Source organism: Streptomyces sp. R41 (assembly GCF_041053055.1).
GTDB lineage: Bacteria > Actinomycetota > Actinomycetes > Streptomycetales > Streptomycetaceae > Streptomyces.
Genome location: NZ_CP163443.1, coordinates 1760229 through 1778531 on the forward strand (window position 1 = coordinate 1760229; position 18303 = coordinate 1778531).

The following is an 18303-nucleotide window of genomic DNA, read 5'->3' on the forward strand; positions in this document are numbered from 1 at the left end:
GATGCCGGTCACCGTTCTCCTTGTCGACGACGAACCCCTCGTACGCGCCGGTCTGCGCGCCGTCCTGGAGGCGCAGCCCGACATCGAGGTCGTCGGGGAGGCGGCCGACGGCGCGGCGGTGATCCCCTTGGTGCGGCAGCTGCGGCCCGACGTGGTCGCCATGGACGTCCGCATGCCCCTCCTGGACGGCATCGAGGCCACACGCGCGGTGCTGCGCACGGTGAGTGACCCGCCGAAGATCCTCGTGGTGACGACGTTCGAGAACGACGAGTACGTCTACGAGGCGTTGCGCGCGGGTGCCGACGGTTTCCTGCTGAAGCGGGCGCGGCCCGCCGAGATCGTGCACGCCGTGCGGCTGGTCGCCGAGGGCGAGTCGCTGCTGTTCCCCGCCTCCGTACGGCAGTTGGCCGCCGAGTACGGGGACGGCGCCGGGAACGCGGCGGCGCGTGCGGCCATGGAGCGGGCCGCCCTGACCGAGCGGGAGGCGGAGGTGCTGCGGTTGATGGCCAGGGGGCTGTCGAACGCGGAGATCGCCGCGCGGCTGGTCGTCGGGACCGAGACGGTGAAGTCCCACGTCAGCGCCGTACTGGCGAAACTGGGAGCCCGGGATCGTACGCAGGCGGTCATCGCGGCGTACGAGTCGGGGTTCGTGGCACCCGGCTGATTCCGACTCGTCGGTAGCAAAGGGGGTCCCCGGCACTCGCCGGGGTCCACCGCGCCGAGTACGATCCGGCCAACACGCGCACGAGCTGGGAGGACGGACGTTGGGGCGGTTGACCGGCGGGGACCCCTCTCTGCTGCGAAGGATCAATTCCGCGGTGGTGCTGCACGCGCTGCGTGCAACGGACTGCGCGACCCTCACCGAGATCACCCGGGTGACGGGCTTGTCCCGGCCCACGGTCGAGGGCGTCGTCGAAGGGCTGATCGAGAACGGACTCGTCGTCGAGAAGGCGGCCGAGGAGGGCGCTGCCCGGCGCCAGGGGCGTCCGGCACGCAGGTTCCGGTTCCGGGCCGAGGCGGGCCATCTGCTGGGCCTGGAGATAGGCCCGCACCGCGTCGCCGCGCTGCTCGCGGATCTGGACGGCCGTGTGCTGGGTGCCATGGCCAAGGACGTGGACGAGAGCGCTTCGGCGGACGAGCGGCTCGAACGGCTGCGGATGGCGGTCGCCGAGCTGCTGCGCCGCGCGGGCATCGCCCGAAGCTCCCTCCGGGCGGTCGGCGTGGGCAGCCCCGGGATCGTGGAGGCGGACGGCACCGTGCGGCTGGGCACGGCGCTGCCGGAGTGGACGGGCCTGCGGCTCGGCGAACGGCTGAGTCGTTCCTTCAAGTGCCCGGTGCTGGTCGAGAACGACGCCAACGCCGCGGCGGTCGCCGAGCACTGGAAGGGCGCGGCCACCGAGTCCGACGACGTCGTGTTCGTACTGGCGGGGCTGAGCCCGGGCGCCGGTTCGCTGATCGGCGGGCGGCTGCACCGGGGGTACGGCGGCGCGGCCGGCGAGATCGGCGCGCTGCATCTGCTGGGCCGCGAGGTCACTCCCGAGACGCTGCTCTCCACCACGGACGAGCCGCTCCACCCGCTCGACGAACAGGCCGTCGCCGAGGTCTTCGCGCTCGCCAAGGGCGGTGACCAGCGGGCCCGTGCGGCGGTCGACCGCTTCATCCAGCGCCTCGTGCACGACGTCGCGGCGCTCGTCCTCGCCCTCGACCCCGAGCTGGTCGTCATCGGCGGCTGGGCGGCCGGCCTGGACGGCGTACTGGAGCCGCTGCGGCGCGAGTTGGCGCGCTACTGTCTGCGGCCGCCCAAGGTGACCCTCTCTCTCCTGGGCGAGGCGGCGGTGGCGACCGGAGCGCTGCGGCTGGCTCTCGATCATGTGGAGGAGCAGCTGTTCGCGGTCGAGGGGACCGTGACGGCGCGCCGTTGACCCAGCACCCCTTGAACGACGTCGCGCCCCGGATTTCTCCGGGGCGCGACGGGTGCGGTTCTGCGGGCCGCTCGGCTCAGGAAACGCGGCGCTCCGGGTCGTGGTGGATCTCCACGCCGCCGGAGTCGCCGAAGGTCAGCCGGCAGGTGTCGGCGCGGTATGTGGCCACCGAGACCGCCGCGGTGCGCCCCTCGGCGAAGAAGCGGGTCGTGACGACGAGGACGGGCGCTCCGGGAAGCCGGTCGAGTTCCTTGGCGTCGTCCGCGCGGGCCGAGCCGAGCTCCACGGCGCGGTCCTGGCCCTCCAGCTCCAGGCGCTGCAGCTCGCGCAGCACGGCACGCGCGCGTGCCGCACCCGAGGGCGCGTCGATCGCGGACAGGTCGGGCACCGAGGACGCCGGGACGTAGAGCAGCTCGGCGGCGACCGGCTGGCCGTGCGTCACGCGCGAGCGGCGCACCGTGTGCACCTGCTCGCCGTGGACGGTCTCCAGAATGTCGGCCACCGACGCGGGCGGGACAGCCACCGCGCAGTCAGCGGGCTGCCAGGCGTCGCCGACCGCGCCCGGCCACACGTGCTGCTCGGATCCGACGGCCACGCCCATGCGCGGCGGGGCGACCGTGGTGCCCACTCCGCGGCGGCGCTGCAGCCGTCCTTCCAGTTCGAGCTGCTCGAGAGCCTGCCGCAGCGTGGCTCGCGCGACGCCGAACCGGGCCGCCAGGTCGCGCTCGTTGGGCAGGATCTCACCCACGGAGAACTCAGAGTCCAGTGCCTCACTGAGCACGGTCTTGAGATGCCAGTACTTAGGCTCCGGCACCGATTCCAGCTGCTGGGTCCCCACCCTGTCCTCCGCAATCGCCGTGGCCCGGCGGCGTTTTAGCGCCCTTGTTTATTAAAGGTTCTTGCACTATCTCTGCGACCATAGGGCCGCCCCCACCCTTGGTCAAGACCAATCCTCGATCGCTTACGGATTGCACAGGTGCGTTGCCGCAGAGCGTTCACAGGGCGTTCGTGCTGGGCGATGTCCGTGACACAACGCCGAAAGCCCCCGTCCAGGAGACGGGGGCTTCGGCGTCGTACGGGTACGGGGCCCGATGCGGCACGGAGTGCCTATGTGGCGGACAGGGACACCAGCTTCTCGGGATTGCGCATGATGTAGACGCACTGGATGCGGCCGTCCACGACGTCCAGCTGGAAGACGCTGTCCGGCTTGCCGGCGGAGAGGACGAGCACCGCGAACCCGCCGTTGATCTCCAGGAAACGGAACGAGGGGGCGGGCACGCCCTTCTTGGCCGCGCCGATGAGGAAGCGCCCCACCTTGTCGGCGGTATCGAGGACCCGCCGCGGTGCCTGGGACAGGCCGCCGCTGTCGCCGACCAGCCGCGCGTCCGGCGCCAGCAGGGACATGAGCCCTTCCAGGTCGCCCTCGGCGGCAGCGGCGAGGAACCGCTCGGTCAGATCGCGGCGTTCGACCGGGTCGACCTCGTAGCGCGGCCGCCGTTCGTCGACGTGCTTGCGCGCCCGCCCGGCGAGTTGCCGCACCGCGGGCTCGCCGCGGTCGAGGACGGCGGCGATGTCCGCGTACGGATAGCCGAACGCCTCCCTGAGGACGAACACCGCGCGCTCCAGGGGCGACAGCGATTCCAGGACGACGAGGACGGCGAGCGAGACCGAGTCGGCGAGCACGGCCCGCTCCGCCGTGTCGGCAACGGTGTCCCCGAAGTCGGTGACATACGGCTCGGGAAGCCACGGTCCCACGTACGCCTCGTTGCGCGACCGCACCTGGCGCAGCCGGTCGATGGCGAGGCGCGTGGTGATGCGGACCAGGTAGGCGCGCGGCTCGCGCACCTCGGTCCGGTCGGCGCCGGACCAGCGCAGCCACGCCTCCTGGACCACGTCCTCCGCGTCGGCCACCCGCCCCAGCATCCGGTAGGCGACGCCCATCAGGATGGGACGGTGCTCTTCGAAGACATCGGTCGCGGTGTCGATCGTCACCGTCCCATCCCACCCGACGCGTCTTGCCGTGTCCAGGCGGAATCGGCACTCACTGGAGCACAATGACCCGCGGGCCACCGGTGGCCCGCGGCCTCGACACTGGAGGAGTGACCATGCGGTACGCGGTTCTGGGCACGGGCGAAGTGGGGCGCACCCTCGGCGGCAAGCTGATCGAACTGGGTCACGAGGTGTCGTTGGGTTCGCGCACGAAGGACAATCCGGCCGCGGTGGAGTGGGCCGACAGCGCGGGACCCGGGGCGGGCCACGGCACGTTCGCGGAGGCGGCCGCCTTCGGCGAGGTGGTCGTGAACGCGGTGGGCGGACAGGTGGCCGTCACCGCGCTGCAAGCGGCCGGCGAGGAGAATCTGAACGGCAAGGTCGTCATCGACGTCTCCAACCCCATCGGGTTCGAGGACGGTCAGGTGCGCCTCTCGCCCGTCGAGTCGGACAGCGTGGGCGAACAGATCCAGCGCTCCTTCCCGCACGCGCGCGTGGTGAAGAGCCTCAACACCGTCAACTGCCATGTGATGGTCGACCCCGCGCTGGTGCCGGGCGAGCACCAGATCTTCGTCTCCGGGGAGGACCAGAGCGCGAAGGAGCAGGTGACGGCGCTCCTCGGTGAATTCGGCTGGCCGCCGCACCGCGTGCTCGACCTGGGCGGCATCCGGACGGCGCGGGCCGCGGAGATGTACCTGCCCATGTGGCTGACCCTGTTCCAGCAGATCGGGCACCCGGAGTTCAACGTGGAGGTACGCAGGGCGCGTTGAGGGACACGCGCGCGTGCCGCTGGACGACACGCGTAGGCGCGTCGCGCGGGTTCGTGGCGGCCGGGGGCTACCCGTCGGTAGCAGTTGCTGACAAGCTGTCTACAAGACTGTCCGTCAGCGTGTCCCAGACGACGAGGAGCAGCCCCATGTCCGCCACGGTCTCCTTCAGCCTCCCCTCATCGCGCGGCCCGAGGACCGTGACCATGTCCTACGCGCGCGTGGGCACCGGAGAACCGCTGCTCCTGCTGCACGGCATCGGTCACCACCGGCAGGCCTGGGACCCGGTCATCCACATCCTGGCGGCCGAGCGCGACGTCATCGCCGTCGACCTCCCGGGGTTCGGCGAGTCACCGGCGCTGCCCGAAGGACTCACGCACGACCTGTCGACGGTGGTGCCCGCGCTCGGCGCGCTGTGCGAGGCGCTGGAGATCGAGCGGCCGCATGTGGCGGGCAACTCCCTGGGCGGGCTGCTGGCCCTGGAGCTGGGCCGGGAGAAGCTCGTACGGTCCGTCACTGCGCTCTCGCCCGCCGGGTTCTGGTCGTCGGTCGAGCGGCGGTACGCGTTCGGCGTGCTGATCGCGATGCGGCAGGGCGCCCGACGCCTGCCGCTCCCGGTGGTGGAGCGGCTCTCTCGTACGGCAGCCGGGCGCGCGGCGCTGACGAGCACCATCTACGCCCGCCCCGGCCGCCGTTCACCCGAGGCCGTCGTCGCGGAGACCCTCGCGCTGGCCCACGCCGAGGGCTTCACCGATACCCTCCGGGCGGGCTCCACCGTCCAGTTCACGGACGACATCCCCGGGCTTCCCGTCACCGTGGCCTGGGGCACCCGCGACCGGCTGCTGGTGCGCCGCCAGGGAATCCGCGCCAAGCACATCATTCCCCGGGCGCGGCTGGTGCGGCTGCCCGGCTGCGGGCACGTCCCGATGAACGACGATCCGGCGCTCGTCGCCCGCGTCATCCTCGACGGCAGCAGCTGAGCGGCGCCCCACAAGGGCCAACGCACCGGATCCCAGGGCGACTCCCGCGCCGACCAGGGCGCTCCCCGCGGCCTGGGCGGCGCCGTACGCGCCCGTGCCGACGAGCGGCGCGGTGCAGGCGGCCGCGACGGGGATGAGCCCGGAGAAGAGCGTGGCGCGCTCCGCACCGATGCGCTGCATGCCCATGTACCAGCACACGAAGCCGACGACCGTGACGACCGCCGCCTGCCACAGCAGTGCGGCGCCCTCGGTCGCGTCCGGCGTCCGCAGCCACGCCCCTCCGCCGGTGAGCACCCCGGCCACCGCCGACTCGACCGCGGCGATCGCGCAGACGGTGGCCGACAGCAGCCTTGGCCCGAGGGGACGCAGCACCGGCACGGCCAGGACCGCGAAGCCGACCTCTCCGGCCAGCGCGCACACCGAGTACGCGATGCCGGCCGCGTCCGTACGACCCCATCCCTGGACAGTGAAGGCGCCCAGCGCGACGAGCAACGCCCCGCACAGGACGCGACGTTGCGGACGACGCCCTTCCTGAAGGGGTACGACAACGGCCACGACCACCGGGGCGCAGCCCACGAAGACGCCGGGAACCGCCGGTTCCGCCGAGCGTTCGGCGGCGATCACCGCGAGGTTGAAGCCGACCATGCCGACCGCCGCGAGCAGCGCGAGGCGCCCCCACTGACGGGCCGCGAGCCGCCTCAGCGGCGCCCCGCCACCGCGGCCGACCAGCGGCAGGAGCAGGACGCAGGCGAGGCCGTAGCGGAGGAACTGGCCACCCGCGTACGGGTAGTGGCCCAGGACGCTGTTGGCGGTGAAGGAGCCTCCGACGAGAACACAGGCGAGGGCGGCGAGCAACGCGCCCCGGGTGGTGGTGGCGTTCATGACGCTGACGCTAGGAAGAGACGTGGTCCGGTTTAAGGTCCACTTCCATGACGTCATCGGGGACCAATTCGAGCGGCCTGTCATCCGGATCGTCGGGACCCTCGCCTTGGGCCGCCGCCTGGGAGCTGCTCGTACCCGCCGCTTCGGCCCCGGCACGCGCACGTGGCCGGACACTCCAGGCGGCGCTGCGCGAGGCGGTCCGTTCCGGTCGGCTCGCTCCGGGCACGCGGCTGCCGTCCAGCCGTGAGCTCGCCGCCGATCTCGGCGTGTCGCGGGGATTGGTCACCGAGGCCTACGAGCAGTTGACGGCCGAGGGGTACCTGCGCAGTGACCGGGGTGCCGGGACCTGGGTCGGCGGCGCGGCCAGGGCGGCGAGTCCCCGCGCGCGTGATCTCGCCCCACGGCCGGCCGGAGCGCGGGCCGACTTCGTTGCCGGGACGCCGGACCTGTCGCTGTTCCCGCGCGCCGCGTGGGCGGCCGCGCAGCGCGGGGTCCTGGCCGAACTCCCCCACCACGCACTGGGCTACCCGGATCCTCGCGGGCTGCCCCGGCTGCGCACCGCCCTCGCCGCATTGCTCGCCCGGCGCCGGGGCGTGGTCGCGGACCCGGAGCGGATCCTCGTCATCTCCGGAGTCGCGCAGGCGATGGCACTGCTCGGATTCGTGCTCCACGCGCGCGGGGTGCGCGATGTCGGCGTCGAGGATCCGGGGAGTCCCGAGCACGGCGCGCTGTACGCCTCGGCCGGCGTCGGCACCGTACCGCTGCCCCTGGACAAGGAAGGGCTGGCCATCGGGCCGCTGGAGGCATCGGGCGTACGCGCGGTCGTGACGACACCCGCCCACCAGTTCCCCACCGGGATCGCGTACTCGGCGCGGCGCCGCGTGGAACTCCTCGACTGGGCGCGCTCGGTGGACGGTCTGGTGATCGAGGACGACTACGACGGCGACTTTCGCTACGACCGTGCCCCGGTGGGCGCCCTGCAAGGGCTCGACCCCGAACACGTCGCCTACACGGGTTCGGTCAGCAAGTCCCTCGCACCGGGGCTGCGGCTCGGCTGGCTGCTCGTCCCCGCTTCCCTGTCCGCCGAGGTCGTCGAACGCAAGCGCACGATGGATCTCGGGAACCCGGTCGTCGACCAGGCACTCCTCGCCCGCTTCGTGGAACGGGGTGACTACGACCGGCAGCTGCGCCGCTGCCAGCGCGCCTACCGGGAACGGCGCGACGCGCTCGTGTCCGCCCTGGAGGAGCACTTTCCGGGCACGAAGGTGTCCGGAATCGCGGCGGGTCTGCATGCGATCGCCGCGTTGCCCGACCGGTACGGTCCTCGGGACCACTTCCTGGAGCGGGCCGCCGCGGCCGGAGTGGCGGTGCGCCCGCTGGCCCACTACGGGGAGCCGGTCGAGGACGGCGTACGGCTGGTGCTGGGGTACGCGCACATGTCGCCGGCTCGGATCCGCGACGGGGTGCGGTTGATGGCGGAGGCGGTGCGCGGCTGAGGCACCTCGGGGCGAGAGCGGAGGCGGTACGTGGCTGAGCCGCCCCGGAGCCCCGGGGGGAGGGCGGAAGGCTCGCGCGGCCGAACCGCCACGAAACCGAGGGCGGAGGGCTGACGCCTCGCGCGGCCGAGCCACCACGAGGCAAGGGCGATTGCTGTGCGCGGTTGATGCGCCCCGCCGTCGTACACCTGTCGCACACCGGTTCCCTTGTCCCTGGGGTCAGTTGTTCACTTGCGGTTTCCGTGTGCGCTGCGACGCCCCAGTAGTTGTGGCATTGCACACTGGCCGAATCCGTCCCTGGAGGCGCATTCATGTCACACCGTCCGCAGAGCCCCTTCCCCGGTCGCCGCAGCGTTCTGCGCGGCTCCCTCGTCGCGTCCGCGGCGCTGGCCCTGCCCACCGCCCTCGGCGCGGCCCCGGCGCTCGCCCTCTCCGGGCGGCCGAAGGCGGGGTGGGGCGTCCAGGCCGGCGACGTGACCTCCAACTCCGGCCTGGTGTGGGTCCGTTCCGACCGCCCCGCCCGGATGATCGTCGAGACGTCCGCGACCGAGTCGTTCCGCAACCCGCACAGATGGCACGGTCCGCTGCTCGGCGCGGACACGGACTTCACGGGGACGACACGGCTGCGCGCGCTGCCCTCGGGCGAGCAGATCCACTACCGCGTTCTGCTCGCCGACCCCGACGACCCGCGGCGCACCGGTGAGCCGGTGGCCGGCACCTTCCGTACGACGCCGGTCGGTCGGCGCGGCGGGGTGCGCTTCCTGTGGTCGGGCGACCTGGCGGGGCAGGGCTGGGGCATCAACCCGGAAATCGGCGGCTACCGGATCTACGACGCCATGGCCAAGCTCGACCCGGACTTCTTCCTGTGCAGCGGTGACAACATCTACGCCGACGGGCCGATCGCGGCGACCGCTGCGCTCCCCGACGGCAGCACCTGGCGGAACATCACGACCGAGGAGAAGTCCAAGGTCGCCGAAACGCTGGCCGAGTTCCGCGGCAACTTCCGTTACAACCTGCTGGACGAGAACCTCAAGCGCTTCAACGCCCAGGTGCCGTCGATCATCCAGTGGGACGACCACGAGGTACGCAACAACTGGTACCCGGGCGAGGTGATCGCGGCCACGGACACGCGGTACACCGAGAAGAGCGTCGACGTACTGGCCTCCCGGGCCCGTCGCGCGTTCAGCGAGTACTTCCCCATCTCGACGCTGCGACCGGGCAACGAGGACGGCCGCGTGTACCGGGTCATGCGCCACGGTCCGCTGCTGGACGTCTTCGTACTCGACATGCGGACGTACCGCAACGCCAACTCGCCCGACAACCAGACCACCGACCCCCAGGGCATCCTCGGCGCCGAGCAGCTGGAATGGCTCAAGCGGGAACTGTCGCGGTCGCGGGCCGTGTGGAAGGTGATCGCCGCGGACATGCCGCTCGGCCTGGTCGTGCCGGACACCACCGAGGGCAAGGCGAACATCGAGGCCGTGGCGCAGGGCGACCCGGGCGCGCCGCTCGGGCGCGAGCTGCAGATCGCCGAGCTGCTGCGGTTCATCAAGTACCGGAAGATCACGGGCACTGTCTGGCTGACCGCCGATGTGCACCACACCTCGGCCCAGCACTACCAGCCGTCGCGGGCCACCTTCACCGACTTCGAGCCGTTCTGGGAGTTCGTCTCCGGCCCCCTCAACGCCGGTGCCTTCCCGGCGAACGCGCTCGACAACACGTTCGGTCCGGAGCGTGTGTTCGTGAAGGCGCCGACCGCCTCGAACGTCTCGCCCGCCGGCGGCTACCAGTTCTTCGGCGAGGTCGACATCGACGGCGACAGCGGCGAGCTGACGGTGCGACTGCGCGAGCAGGACGGGACCGTGCTGTTCACGCAGGTGCTGCAGCCGGGGCACGTGGGGCAGTAGCACGGGCGGGGTGGGAGGCGCGCCGGGCACGGAGGGTCCTGACGCCCTTCGACTCCCGTACCCTCGAACCGCTGGGCCGCGCACCGGAGTCATCCCCCGGTGCGCGGCCCCGTTCGCCCGTCGCCGCACCCCGTTCGCGAGCAAGTTTCCGCAGGTCAGAGCCGATTGTCAGTGGTCGCCTCTACGGTTTTTCCATGACGCGATCTCTGCAGGCCGTGGCCTACACCCGATCCTCCGCGCTGGAATCCGCACCGGGCGGACGGCGCCTGGGACTTGAGACCTCGCGGGGTGCCACGCCCACGGGGTTGGAGGACCATCCGCGGTTCTTCGCGGGCTTTTTGACCTCGCCTCAGGTGGCCGCCGCCGGGTTGCTCGCGGTCGCCGACGTGGCAGCGGCCCGTTACTACCACCGTCAGCTGCGCGCCTCACTGGACCCGGTGGTCACGGGCAACGGCGACCGGCTCCGCTTCGAGTCCTTCTCCGGCTGCGGCGGGGTGTACGCGCGTCTGGACGTACTGACGGCGGGCCTCGACGGCGGCGAGGTCGGACACGGGACGACCAATGTCGACGTCAACAACCCACTGCGCGAGGCACTTTCGCGCATCGGCACGGACGATCCGCTGCACCTTCGGGTCGGCCCCGACGAGATGGCCGTGACCACCCTGGACGGCCCCGTGGTGGAGAAGAAGGTGCCGTTGCCCGACCGCTGGCTGCGCGGTTTCGCCGAGGCCCAGGTGATTGCGGCCGGGTTCGACCTGCGGGCCGAGCTGACGGCCACGGAGGCCGTGCGGTTCCTGCGCTCGCTTCCGCGCGGCACCACGCGCGGGGCCTCCCGCGGCGCGCAGTGGGTGGTACCCGCGGGGCGTGGCCTGCGGCCGACCACCCGGCCGGTGCCGGGAGCAGTCTGCCTGCCCGGCCCCGAGCGGCTGATCGCCCTGCAGCGGGTGCTGCGCCATGCGACGGCCCTGCGGGTGTACGGCCCTCCGATCACAGGTGAGGTCACTGCCGCCGCCGCGTGGGAGGCCGTCCTGCCCGGAATGCGGCTCACGCTCACGCTGTCGCCGGACGCCTCGCGCGGGTTCTCCGGGGAGGGTGGGGTGCTGGACGCCCTCGCCACCGACGAGGCCGCCGAGGACGCGGAGTTGATCGCCGTCCTCCTCGCGTGGGAGCCGCGCATCGACGTCGGCGAGCTGGCCGCCGCCTCGGGCCTGCCGGCCGAGCGGGTGCGGGCCGCCCTGGTGCGGCTCGGCACGTCGGGGCGCGTGGGGTACGACACGGCGGAGGCGGCGTACTTCCACCGCGAACTGCCCTACGACGCCGAGCGCGTGGAACGCCACAATCCGCGGCTGCGTTCGGCCCGCGCCCTTGTCGCCGCGGGGGCGGTCGCCCTGGACGGCGCCCTCGGCACGGTGACCGCCGACGACGGACATGTGCACCGGGTCCGCGACGCGGCCGGGACGCTGAGCTGCTCCTGTTTGTGGTGGGCGAAGTACCGGGGTGGGCGCGGGCCCTGCAAGCACGCGCTGGCGGTGCGGATGGTGCGGCGGGGAGCGCAGGCACGACACGAACAGGTTCTGGTCGACGGGGGCGATGTGCGATGAGCGGCGAAGCGCTGATGAAGGCCGTACGGGCGGGGCAGACGGTAGAGGCAGCGGGTCTCCTTGACGGGATGACCGATGCCGAACGCCGGGCCTGTCTGCCCGCGTTGAAGGAACTCCGCAAGGAGCTGCGCACCGCGCAGTGGAGCGAGTCGTCCCGCAAGGCCTATCCCGCGCTGCACGCGGCGGGGGCCGCGTGTCACACGGGCGCCGCGGGCGCGGCGACCTGGATCGCGGCAGCCGACATGCGCTGGTCCCAGGCCTCCCCCGGGGTGTTCCTCCACGTGCTGGGCGACCGCGAGTCCGCATGGCTCGGCGACGTGGCGCACCGGCTCGCCGAGCGGCCGGTGACATCCCGGATCCCGTATGGGCTGCTGGCCGGGCTCGTGCAACTGTCCGGCTGTGAGGTACCCACCACCGATGCCTATGTGGAGGGCTGGTTCGAACACATCGGCGGTACGTGGCACCACGGGGGCACCGTGGTGGAGCGGCTTCGCCAGGAGCCGCACTTGGCGCTGATGATCGCCGCGCTCTTCGATTCCCTGGACGTGACCGGCCGGGTCGCCTGGCTGTTCGGCGACGGGCCGGGCAGTTGGTACAACGCGCTCGCGCAGCTGGCCAAGGAAGGCACCCTCGACCGCAAGGTGCTGGTCGACGCCTGTGTGGCCCGGCTGCTGCGGGGCGGTGCCCCCGCCGATCAGCGGGTGTTCCTGAAGCTGTTGACCTGCCTCGACCTGACCCGGGACGAGGAGCGGGAGCGCTCCACCGACTGGATCGCGCTCGCTTGCGAGGCGACATCGACGGTGGCGTGGCACGCCCAGTCGATCCTCGCCACCCTGGCGCTGGGCGGCGAGTTGACGCCCCGACAGCTCGCCGAGATGTCGTCCGGCGTGCTCTTCCGCACCGAGAAGAAGCTCGTACGGGCGCAGCTCATCCTGTTGGGCAAGGTGCTCAGGCGCGATCCGTCCACCGCGGCCGAACTGCTGCCGACGGTGGCGCAGGCCTTCGGGCACGAGGACACCGACGTGCAGGAGCGTGCACTGAAACTCGTGGAGCGGCACTTGGCCGGGCTCGACGCCTCTGGCGGCATCCGTGAGCAACTCGCCGAGGCGGCGTCCGAGTTGAGTCCCGGTGTGCGGATCCACGCGGAGAAACTGCTCGGCGCCGGGGCGCTGAGCCGCGCGCCGGTGATCCACGAAGAGGTACTGCCACCCGTGCCGCAGCGCGAGCGGCTCGCTCCGGCGCCGGTTACGGCGGCCGAACTGGCCGAGGAAGTGGGCGCCCTGCTGGCATCGGGCGGCGACGTGGCGGCCTTCGAGCGCACCTTGGACGGTCTGGTCCGGCATGCGTACGACGATCGCGACGGCCTGGTGGAGGCCCTGCGCCCGGTGGTCGCCCGACGCTGGTGGATCGACGCCGATCCGCATTACCCCAACGTGGACGAGTACTTCCGCGAGGCGCCGTACGGCTTGGAGGTCATCCTCGCGACCCTGCTCGGTCAGGTGCGCACGGACACACTTCACGCCGCAGTGCAGCAGGGCACCACGAGAAGCGGCTGCCAGCACGCCGCTCTGTCGCGCGCCTTCGAGGCGCGCCTGTGGGAGGTTGCCCATCGAGTCGCTACCGAACCACTGCCGTTCCTGCTGGCCACACCCACCTGGGGCACGGGGCTGGTGGAGCCGGAGGAGCTGGTGGCCCGCCTCACCGCCTACCGACAGCTCGATGCCCGGCCGGGGACGGCCGACTTCGCGCAGGCGCTTCTGAGGGTGCGACGGGACGACCGTGCGACGGCGGCGGCAGCGGCGGTGCGGGCCCGGGCCCTCGGCACCCCTGAGGGGTACCGGCTGGCCCAGTGGCTCACCGCCGAGGGGCCGGACCTTCCGCTGAGCCGGCGGCGGACCTCGGGCGTTCGCATCCTGGTGGAATTGGGGGAACTCGAAGAGCTGCAGGGACAGTTCCCGCCGGAGTTCCGCCGGCTGGGACGTCCGCTGGCCGTCTTCAAGGACCGCTGGTACTGCCCGCACTGGGACGAGTCGGATCGGCAGCATTGGTCGGCCGTCGTGCCCGAACGGCGGGAGTTGGTGGCCGCTCGCGTACTGGGTGACCTGTCCTCGGTCGCCGTGGACGACAGCCGGCGAGGAGCAGCCGTCCTGCCGCTCCTCGCCGAGGCCGACGGTGAAGCGGGCGAGGCCCTGCACCTGTGCCTGGCGTATGGGCTCGGGGCGCGGCATGCGGAGGACCGGCTCTCCGCTGTGGACGCCTTGCTGGTGCTGGCCGCGCGGGGGCAGCTCGACGCGGGGCGGCTCGGCGGTGACCTCGGGCAGTTGGTGCGCCGGGGGGCAGTGAAGCCGCTGCGGCTGGCCGAGTCCATACGGACGGCGGCGGCCACGGGCGCGTACGCCACCGTCTGGTCGGTGCTCCGCGAGGCGCTGCCGATCCTGCTGGCCGATCTCGCGACGGACGCGACGAGCGGTACGCCCGCGCGCGGGCTCGGGGATCTGCTGGCCGTCGCCGCCGACTGTGCTGAGCGGTCGGGGGCGCGCGGTGATCTCGCGCATCTCTCGCAGGCGGCCGGACGCCGCGGCTCGTCGAAGTTGGTGGCTCAGGCCCGTCGGCTGAGGACCGCGCTGACGCAGGGCGTCGCCGCCTGACCAGGGTCGTCAGCCCAGCCGTCCAACCCGAGCAAAAGAACTGTAAAAAGAACTGCAAAAGGGGCAGAAGTACACTTAACCGATCAGTCACAAACCGTTCGTGATCACGCAACACCCTTCCTTCACAGTGGTTGCATGACTCCAGACATCTCTGATGTGACCCGTGCGAGGCACGGTCGACCCGTCCACCACTGGCGGCGGGACGTCGTCGAACTCGCCGCACTGTTCACGGCCGTCGCGGTCGCGGACGCCGTCGCCAACCTGATCGGGCACGGACCGGATGGCCCCGCCCTGCTGTTGATCTCGGCGATGATCCTTGTCGCCACGGCCGGGTTCCACACATGGTGGGCACGATGCCACGGTCACGCACCGCCGGCGGACGATACCGGCGCCCGGCCGATCGCCGACGTGCGACGGGCCGGGCCGTCCGAGGAAGCCGCCGCGCCGTCGGAGGCTGTCGCCGGAGAGACCGTGCTGTGGCGGATGCGGACGACGGTGAAGGACGCGCCGGGTTCGCTGGCCGCGCTGTGCACGGCGCTGGCGCAGCGGCAGGTCGACATCCTGAGCCTGCAGACGCACCCCCTGGCGGAGGGCACGGTGGACGAGTTCCTGCTGCGCGCCCCCGCGGAGCTGGCCGCGTCCGAGATCACCCGTTCGGTGTCGCAGGCCGGCGGCGCCGGCATCTGGATCGAGCGGGCCGACGCCCACGACCTGGTGGACGCGCCGACGCGGGTGCTCGGCCTGGCCACCCGTACCGCCCTGGACGCCGCGGAACTGCCGCTCGCACTGCGGCAGTTGCTCGGCCGCTGCACCATCCGCTCGCTGCCCGCCAAGTCCCCGGGCTCGGGGCGGGCGCAGGAGGGTGCTCCTGTGGAAGGGGCGCTCGAGGACACGGTGATGCGGCTGCGGGCGCCGGAGGGTGGGGTGATCACGGTGGAGCGGCCGTATCTGCCGTTCACACCGACCGAGTTCGCGCGGGCGCGGGCGCTGGTGGAGCTGGACGCGCGGCTCGGTCCGCGGATCCCGCGCAGCCAGGACATGTTGACGTTGCCTCAGGGCAAGGCCATCACCGTGCGACGCGCCGACGTCTCCGACGTCGAGGCCGCCAAGGCGATGCACGAGCGCTGCTCGTCCCGCACGCTGAGCATGCGCTACCACGGCCCGGTGGGCGACGCGGACCGCTACCTCAACCATCTGCTCAGCCCCCGTTTCGGACGCACCCTCGCCGTGCAGACGGCCTCCGGGCGGATCGTCGGGCTCGGCCACCTTCTGTGGGACGGCGACGAGACGGAGATCGCGCTCCTCGTCGAGGACGACTGGCAGCGACGCGGCGTCGGCAACGAACTGCTCGGCCGCCTCGTGACGATGGCCGTCGAAGCCGGCTGCGAGAGCGTGTACGCCGTCACGCAGGCCTCCAACACCGGCATGGTCGCCGCCATGCGCGGCCTCGGCCTCCCCCTCGACTACCAGATCGAGGAGGGCACCCTGGTCATCACCGCCCGCCTGGACGCGACTCCGGTGGCTTCGCGACTGCCGTACGACGAGGGGCAGCGGGGGGAGCACGCGGTGCGGGAGTAGGTCGAACCGGGAGCGGTCCCGGGCTGGGCGGCACACCTCCGGGCGACCGCCGGGGCCCGTGGCTTCGGATGGTTCGGGAGCCCCGGACCGCCCGCCGTACGGCCACGCGGCTCAGGCACGCATCGCGTGAGGCGCGGGGCCGCGGGGGGATCCATTTGCCCGGGACCAGCACCGCGCAGTCCGGCGGCGGGACCGGCACGGCCAGCGGCTCAGGCAGCCAGGGGCGTGCCGGACGGCCCACCGCACAGGCACCCGGCCGCGCCGCTCAGGCACACATCGCGTGCCGCGCGGAGCCGCGGGGGGATCCATTTGCCCGGGACCAGCCCCGCGCAGTCCGGCGGCGGGACCGGCTCAGGCAGCCAGGGGCGTGCCGGACGGCCCACCGCACAGGCACCCGGCCGCGCCGCTCAGGCACACATCGCGGGCAGCGCGGAGCCGCACACGGGAAGCAGGTACGCCCGCCGCGCGGCCGGGCAGCTCAGGCACGCATCGCAGGCGACACGGGGGCAGGTCACGAGCCTCGTCCCAGCCGCCGCTCAGCCGGTCCTGTGCTAGGCCGCCGCGCAGCCGGTCCAGCCACCGGCCACCAGCCACCAGCCACCAGCCACCAGCCACCGTGTCCCGCCCCCGGCGGCTGCCCAAACCGCAGCGCCCCCAGCCACTACTCAGCCCCCGAGTCCCACCTCACCCCCCTCACTCCCCTCCCCCGATCCCCTCCCCCAACCCCATCAAGCCCCCAACGCCCCCTCCAGATCCCCCCAAAGGTCCTCCACATCCTCCAGCCCCACCGACAGCCGCAGCAGGCGGTCGCTGACCCCCGCGTCGTGGCGGTCCTGGGCAGGGACGATGCGGTGGCTTATGGAGGCGGGGTGCTGGATGAGGGTGTCGACGCTGCCCAGGCTCACGGCGGGGGTGATGAGGCGGACTGCGGCGATGACGTCGTGCGGGTCGCCGTGGACCTCGAAGGCGATCATGGCGCCGCCGATGCGCGGATAGTGGACGCGGGCGACGCGCGGGTCGGCGGCGAGGCGGCGGGCGAGTTCGGCGGCGTTCGAGGACGCGGCCCGGACCCGTACGGGCAGGGTCGCCAGGCCGCGCAGCAGCAGATAGCCGGCCAGCGGATGCAGGACACCCCCCGTCGCGAAGCGGACTTGGCGCAGCCGGCGGGCGAACTCCTCGTCGCAGGCCACCACTCCGGCCATCACGTCGCCGTGTCCGCCCAGGTACTTGGTCGCACTGTGCAGGACGAGGCGCGCGCCGTGTTCGGCGGGGCGTTGCAGCACGGGCGTGGCGAAGGTGTTGTCGGCGAGGAGCGGAACGCGGCCGCAGGCGTGCGCGACGGCGCGCAGGTCGACTTCGGCGAGCGTGGGGTTGGCCGGGGACTCGACCATCACCAGGCCGGTGTCGGGGCGCAGGGCGTCCGCGATGCCCGCCGGGTCGACCCAGGTCACCTCGGTGCCCAGCAGCCCGGCCGTGAGCAGGTGGTCGCTGCAGCCGTACAGGGGGCGGACGGCGACGACATGCCGCAGGCCCATCGCGTTCCGCACGAGCAGTACGGCGCTCAGCGCGGCCATGCCGCTCGCGAAGGCGACCGCGCTCTCGGTGCCTTCGAGGCGTGCGAGGGCGGTCTCGAAGCGGGAGACGGTCGGGTTGCCGAGCCGGGCGTAGACGGGCGGCCCCTCCGGTTCGGCGCCGTCGGCCGCGAACGCGTCGATCCGGGCGGCCTCACCACGGCTGTCGTACGAGGGGTATGTGGTGGACAGGTCGATCGGTGCCGCGTGCAGCCCCTGTGCGGCGAGATCCTCCCGCCCGGCGTGCACGGCCTCGGTGGCCAGCGCCCGAGCCGTGGGCGCGTCGAAGACCTGGCCGGTTCCGTTCAGTCGGTCCGGAGCTTCGTATGTGTCGTACACAACGGAATCCATGGGACGAAGCCTGAACACCGGCCGGGGTCCGAGCGCCGAATCCCGTGTTACGTTCGCGCCATGGCCGATTCTGTCGTACTCGATCCGGTGGATCTCCATCTGCTGCGACTGTTGCAGAACGACGCACGGACGACGTACCGCGATCTCGCGGCCCTGGTCGGTGTCGCGCCCTCGACCTGCCTGGACCGGGTGACGAGGCTGCGCAGGGCGGGAGTGATTCTCGGCCATCAGCTGCGGCTGGACCCGGCGAAGCTGGGGCGAGGTCTGGAGGCGTTGCTGTCCGTGCAGGTCAGGCCGCATCGGCGAGAGCTGGTGGGGCCCTTCGTGGACCGGATAAGGGCGCTGCCCGAGTCCCGTACCGTCTTCCATCTCACGGGGCCCGACGACTACCTCGTGCATGTCGCGGTCGCGGACATGGCGGATCTGCAGCGACTGGTGCTCGACGAGTTCACCTCGCAACGCGAAGTGGCGCGGGTCGAGACGCGGTTGATCTTCCAGCAGTGGGACTGCGGCCCGCTGCTGCCACCCCAACGGGATCCCCACCCCGCCAAGACGCCCACGGACAAGCCCTCGGCGAAATCAGGTTGATACGGGCGCAAGGTCCGGCTTAT

13 protein-coding genes and 1 pseudogene are annotated in these 18303 nt (G+C 72.3%); 10 read left to right on the forward strand and 4 right to left on the reverse strand.

Annotation, left to right across the window (positions count from 1 at the left end; genetic code table 11):
- The first annotated feature begins 1 nt into the window (after position 1).
- Together AB5J53_RS08345 and AB5J53_RS08350 are read left to right on the forward strand one after the other, a co-directional pair.
- Positions 2-664, forward strand: coding sequence for a response regulator (locus AB5J53_RS08345; RefSeq protein WP_369244976.1), 663 nt, complete (start codon positions 2-4; stop codon positions 662-664).
- Between the two features lie 100 nt (positions 665-764).
- The gene (locus AB5J53_RS08350; protein WP_369244977.1) at positions 765-1922 is read left to right on the forward strand and encodes an ROK family transcriptional regulator; all 1158 of its coding nucleotides are present in this window, start codon (positions 765-767) and stop codon (positions 1920-1922) included.
- A gap of 76 nt (positions 1923-1998) precedes the next feature.
- On the opposite strand, the gene AB5J53_RS08355 is transcribed toward AB5J53_RS08350, so the two are convergent.
- Together AB5J53_RS08355 and AB5J53_RS08360 are read right to left on the reverse strand one after the other, a co-directional pair.
- Positions 1999-2760, reverse strand: coding sequence for a GntR family transcriptional regulator (locus AB5J53_RS08355; protein ID WP_369244978.1), 762 nt, complete (start codon positions 2758-2760; stop codon positions 1999-2001).
- Positions 2761-3029: 269 nt separating this feature from the next.
- On the reverse strand, positions 3030-3914 hold the full coding sequence (locus AB5J53_RS08360) for an RNA polymerase sigma-70 factor (protein WP_369244979.1): 885 nt from the start codon (positions 3912-3914) through the stop codon (positions 3030-3032).
- Positions 3915-4027: 113 nt separating this feature from the next.
- Between AB5J53_RS08360 and AB5J53_RS08365 the strand changes: the two genes are divergently transcribed.
- Together AB5J53_RS08365 and AB5J53_RS08370 are read left to right on the forward strand one after the other, a co-directional pair.
- Positions 4028-4681, forward strand: coding sequence for an NADPH-dependent F420 reductase (locus AB5J53_RS08365; protein ID WP_369244980.1), 654 nt, complete (start codon positions 4028-4030; stop codon positions 4679-4681).
- 146 nt (positions 4682-4827) lie between these two features.
- Entirely contained in the window at positions 4828-5658 is an 831-nt protein-coding gene (locus tag AB5J53_RS08370) for an alpha/beta fold hydrolase (RefSeq protein ID WP_369244981.1), read from the forward strand.
- Between the two features lie 45 nt (positions 5659-5703).
- Here AB5J53_RS08370 and AB5J53_RS08375 read toward each other — a convergent pair.
- Positions 5704-6624 (reverse strand): annotated as a pseudogene (locus AB5J53_RS08375) (DMT family transporter); the annotation flags it as partial.
- On the opposite strand from AB5J53_RS08375, the gene AB5J53_RS08380 reads away from it, so the two are divergent.
- From AB5J53_RS08380 to AB5J53_RS08400, 5 genes are all read left to right on the forward strand, one after another.
- A complete protein-coding gene (locus AB5J53_RS08380; RefSeq protein ID WP_369244982.1) occupies positions 6588-8036 on the forward strand; it encodes a PLP-dependent aminotransferase family protein in 1449 nt (482 codons plus the stop codon). The pseudogene AB5J53_RS08375 and the gene AB5J53_RS08380 sit on opposite strands and share 37 nt — an antisense overlap.
- Positions 8037-8347: 311 nt before the next feature.
- On the forward strand, positions 8348-9943 hold the full coding sequence (locus AB5J53_RS08385; RefSeq protein WP_369244983.1) for an alkaline phosphatase: 1596 nt from the start codon (positions 8348-8350) through the stop codon (positions 9941-9943).
- 194 nt (positions 9944-10137) lie between these two features.
- Positions 10138-11544 (forward strand): SWIM zinc finger family protein, encoded by a 1407-nt coding sequence (locus AB5J53_RS08390; RefSeq protein ID WP_369244984.1) that lies wholly within the window; start codon positions 10138-10140, stop codon positions 11542-11544.
- Entirely contained in the window at positions 11541-14192 is a 2652-nt protein-coding gene (locus tag AB5J53_RS08395) for a DUF6493 family protein (protein WP_369244985.1), read from the forward strand. Before AB5J53_RS08390 ends, AB5J53_RS08395 begins: the two co-directional genes overlap by 4 nt.
- Positions 14193-14327: 135 nt before the next feature.
- A complete protein-coding gene (locus tag AB5J53_RS08400; RefSeq protein ID WP_369244986.1) occupies positions 14328-15770 on the forward strand; it encodes a GNAT family N-acetyltransferase in 1443 nt (480 codons plus the stop codon).
- 728 nt (positions 15771-16498) lie between these two features.
- Here AB5J53_RS08400 and AB5J53_RS08405 read toward each other — a convergent pair.
- Positions 16499-17692 carry a PLP-dependent aspartate aminotransferase family protein gene (locus AB5J53_RS08405; RefSeq protein WP_369244987.1) on the reverse strand — a complete coding sequence of 398 codons (1194 nt, stop codon included), beginning with the start codon at positions 17690-17692 and terminating at the stop codon, positions 16499-16501.
- A gap of 60 nt (positions 17693-17752) precedes the next feature.
- Between AB5J53_RS08405 and AB5J53_RS08410 the strand changes: the two genes are divergently transcribed.
- Entirely contained in the window at positions 17753-18280 is a 528-nt protein-coding gene (locus AB5J53_RS08410) for an Lrp/AsnC family transcriptional regulator (RefSeq protein ID WP_369244988.1), read from the forward strand.
- The last annotated feature ends 23 nt before the right edge of the window (positions 18281-18303 follow it).

What these genes read in the sequence shown, in the direction of transcription:
- AB5J53_RS08365 (WP_369244980.1), top strand. Translation starts at nt 4,028, where the DNA reads ATGCGGTACGCGGTTCTGGGCACGGGCGAAGTGGGGCGCACCCTCGGC.
- AB5J53_RS08400 (WP_369244986.1), top strand. Translation starts at nt 14,328, where the DNA reads ATGACTCCAGACATCTCTGATGTGACCCGTGCGAGGCACGGTCGACCC.
- AB5J53_RS08405 (WP_369244987.1), bottom strand. Translation starts at nt 17,692, where the DNA reads ATGGATTCCGTTGTGTACGACACATACGAAGCTCCGGACCGACTGAAC.
- AB5J53_RS08410 (WP_369244988.1), top strand. Translation starts at nt 17,753, where the DNA reads ATGGCCGATTCTGTCGTACTCGATCCGGTGGATCTCCATCTGCTGCGA.
- AB5J53_RS08380 (WP_369244982.1), top strand. Translation starts at nt 6,588, where the DNA reads ATGACGTCATCGGGGACCAATTCGAGCGGCCTGTCATCCGGATCGTCG.
- AB5J53_RS08390 (WP_369244984.1), top strand. Translation starts at nt 10,138, where the DNA reads ATGACGCGATCTCTGCAGGCCGTGGCCTACACCCGATCCTCCGCGCTG.
- AB5J53_RS08395 (WP_369244985.1), top strand. Translation starts at nt 11,541, where the DNA reads ATGAGCGGCGAAGCGCTGATGAAGGCCGTACGGGCGGGGCAGACGGTA.
- AB5J53_RS08370 (WP_369244981.1), top strand. Translation starts at nt 4,828, where the DNA reads ATGTCCGCCACGGTCTCCTTCAGCCTCCCCTCATCGCGCGGCCCGAGG.
- AB5J53_RS08345 (WP_369244976.1), top strand. Translation starts at nt 2, where the DNA reads ATGCCGGTCACCGTTCTCCTTGTCGACGACGAACCCCTCGTACGCGCC.
- AB5J53_RS08385 (WP_369244983.1), top strand. Translation starts at nt 8,348, where the DNA reads ATGTCACACCGTCCGCAGAGCCCCTTCCCCGGTCGCCGCAGCGTTCTG.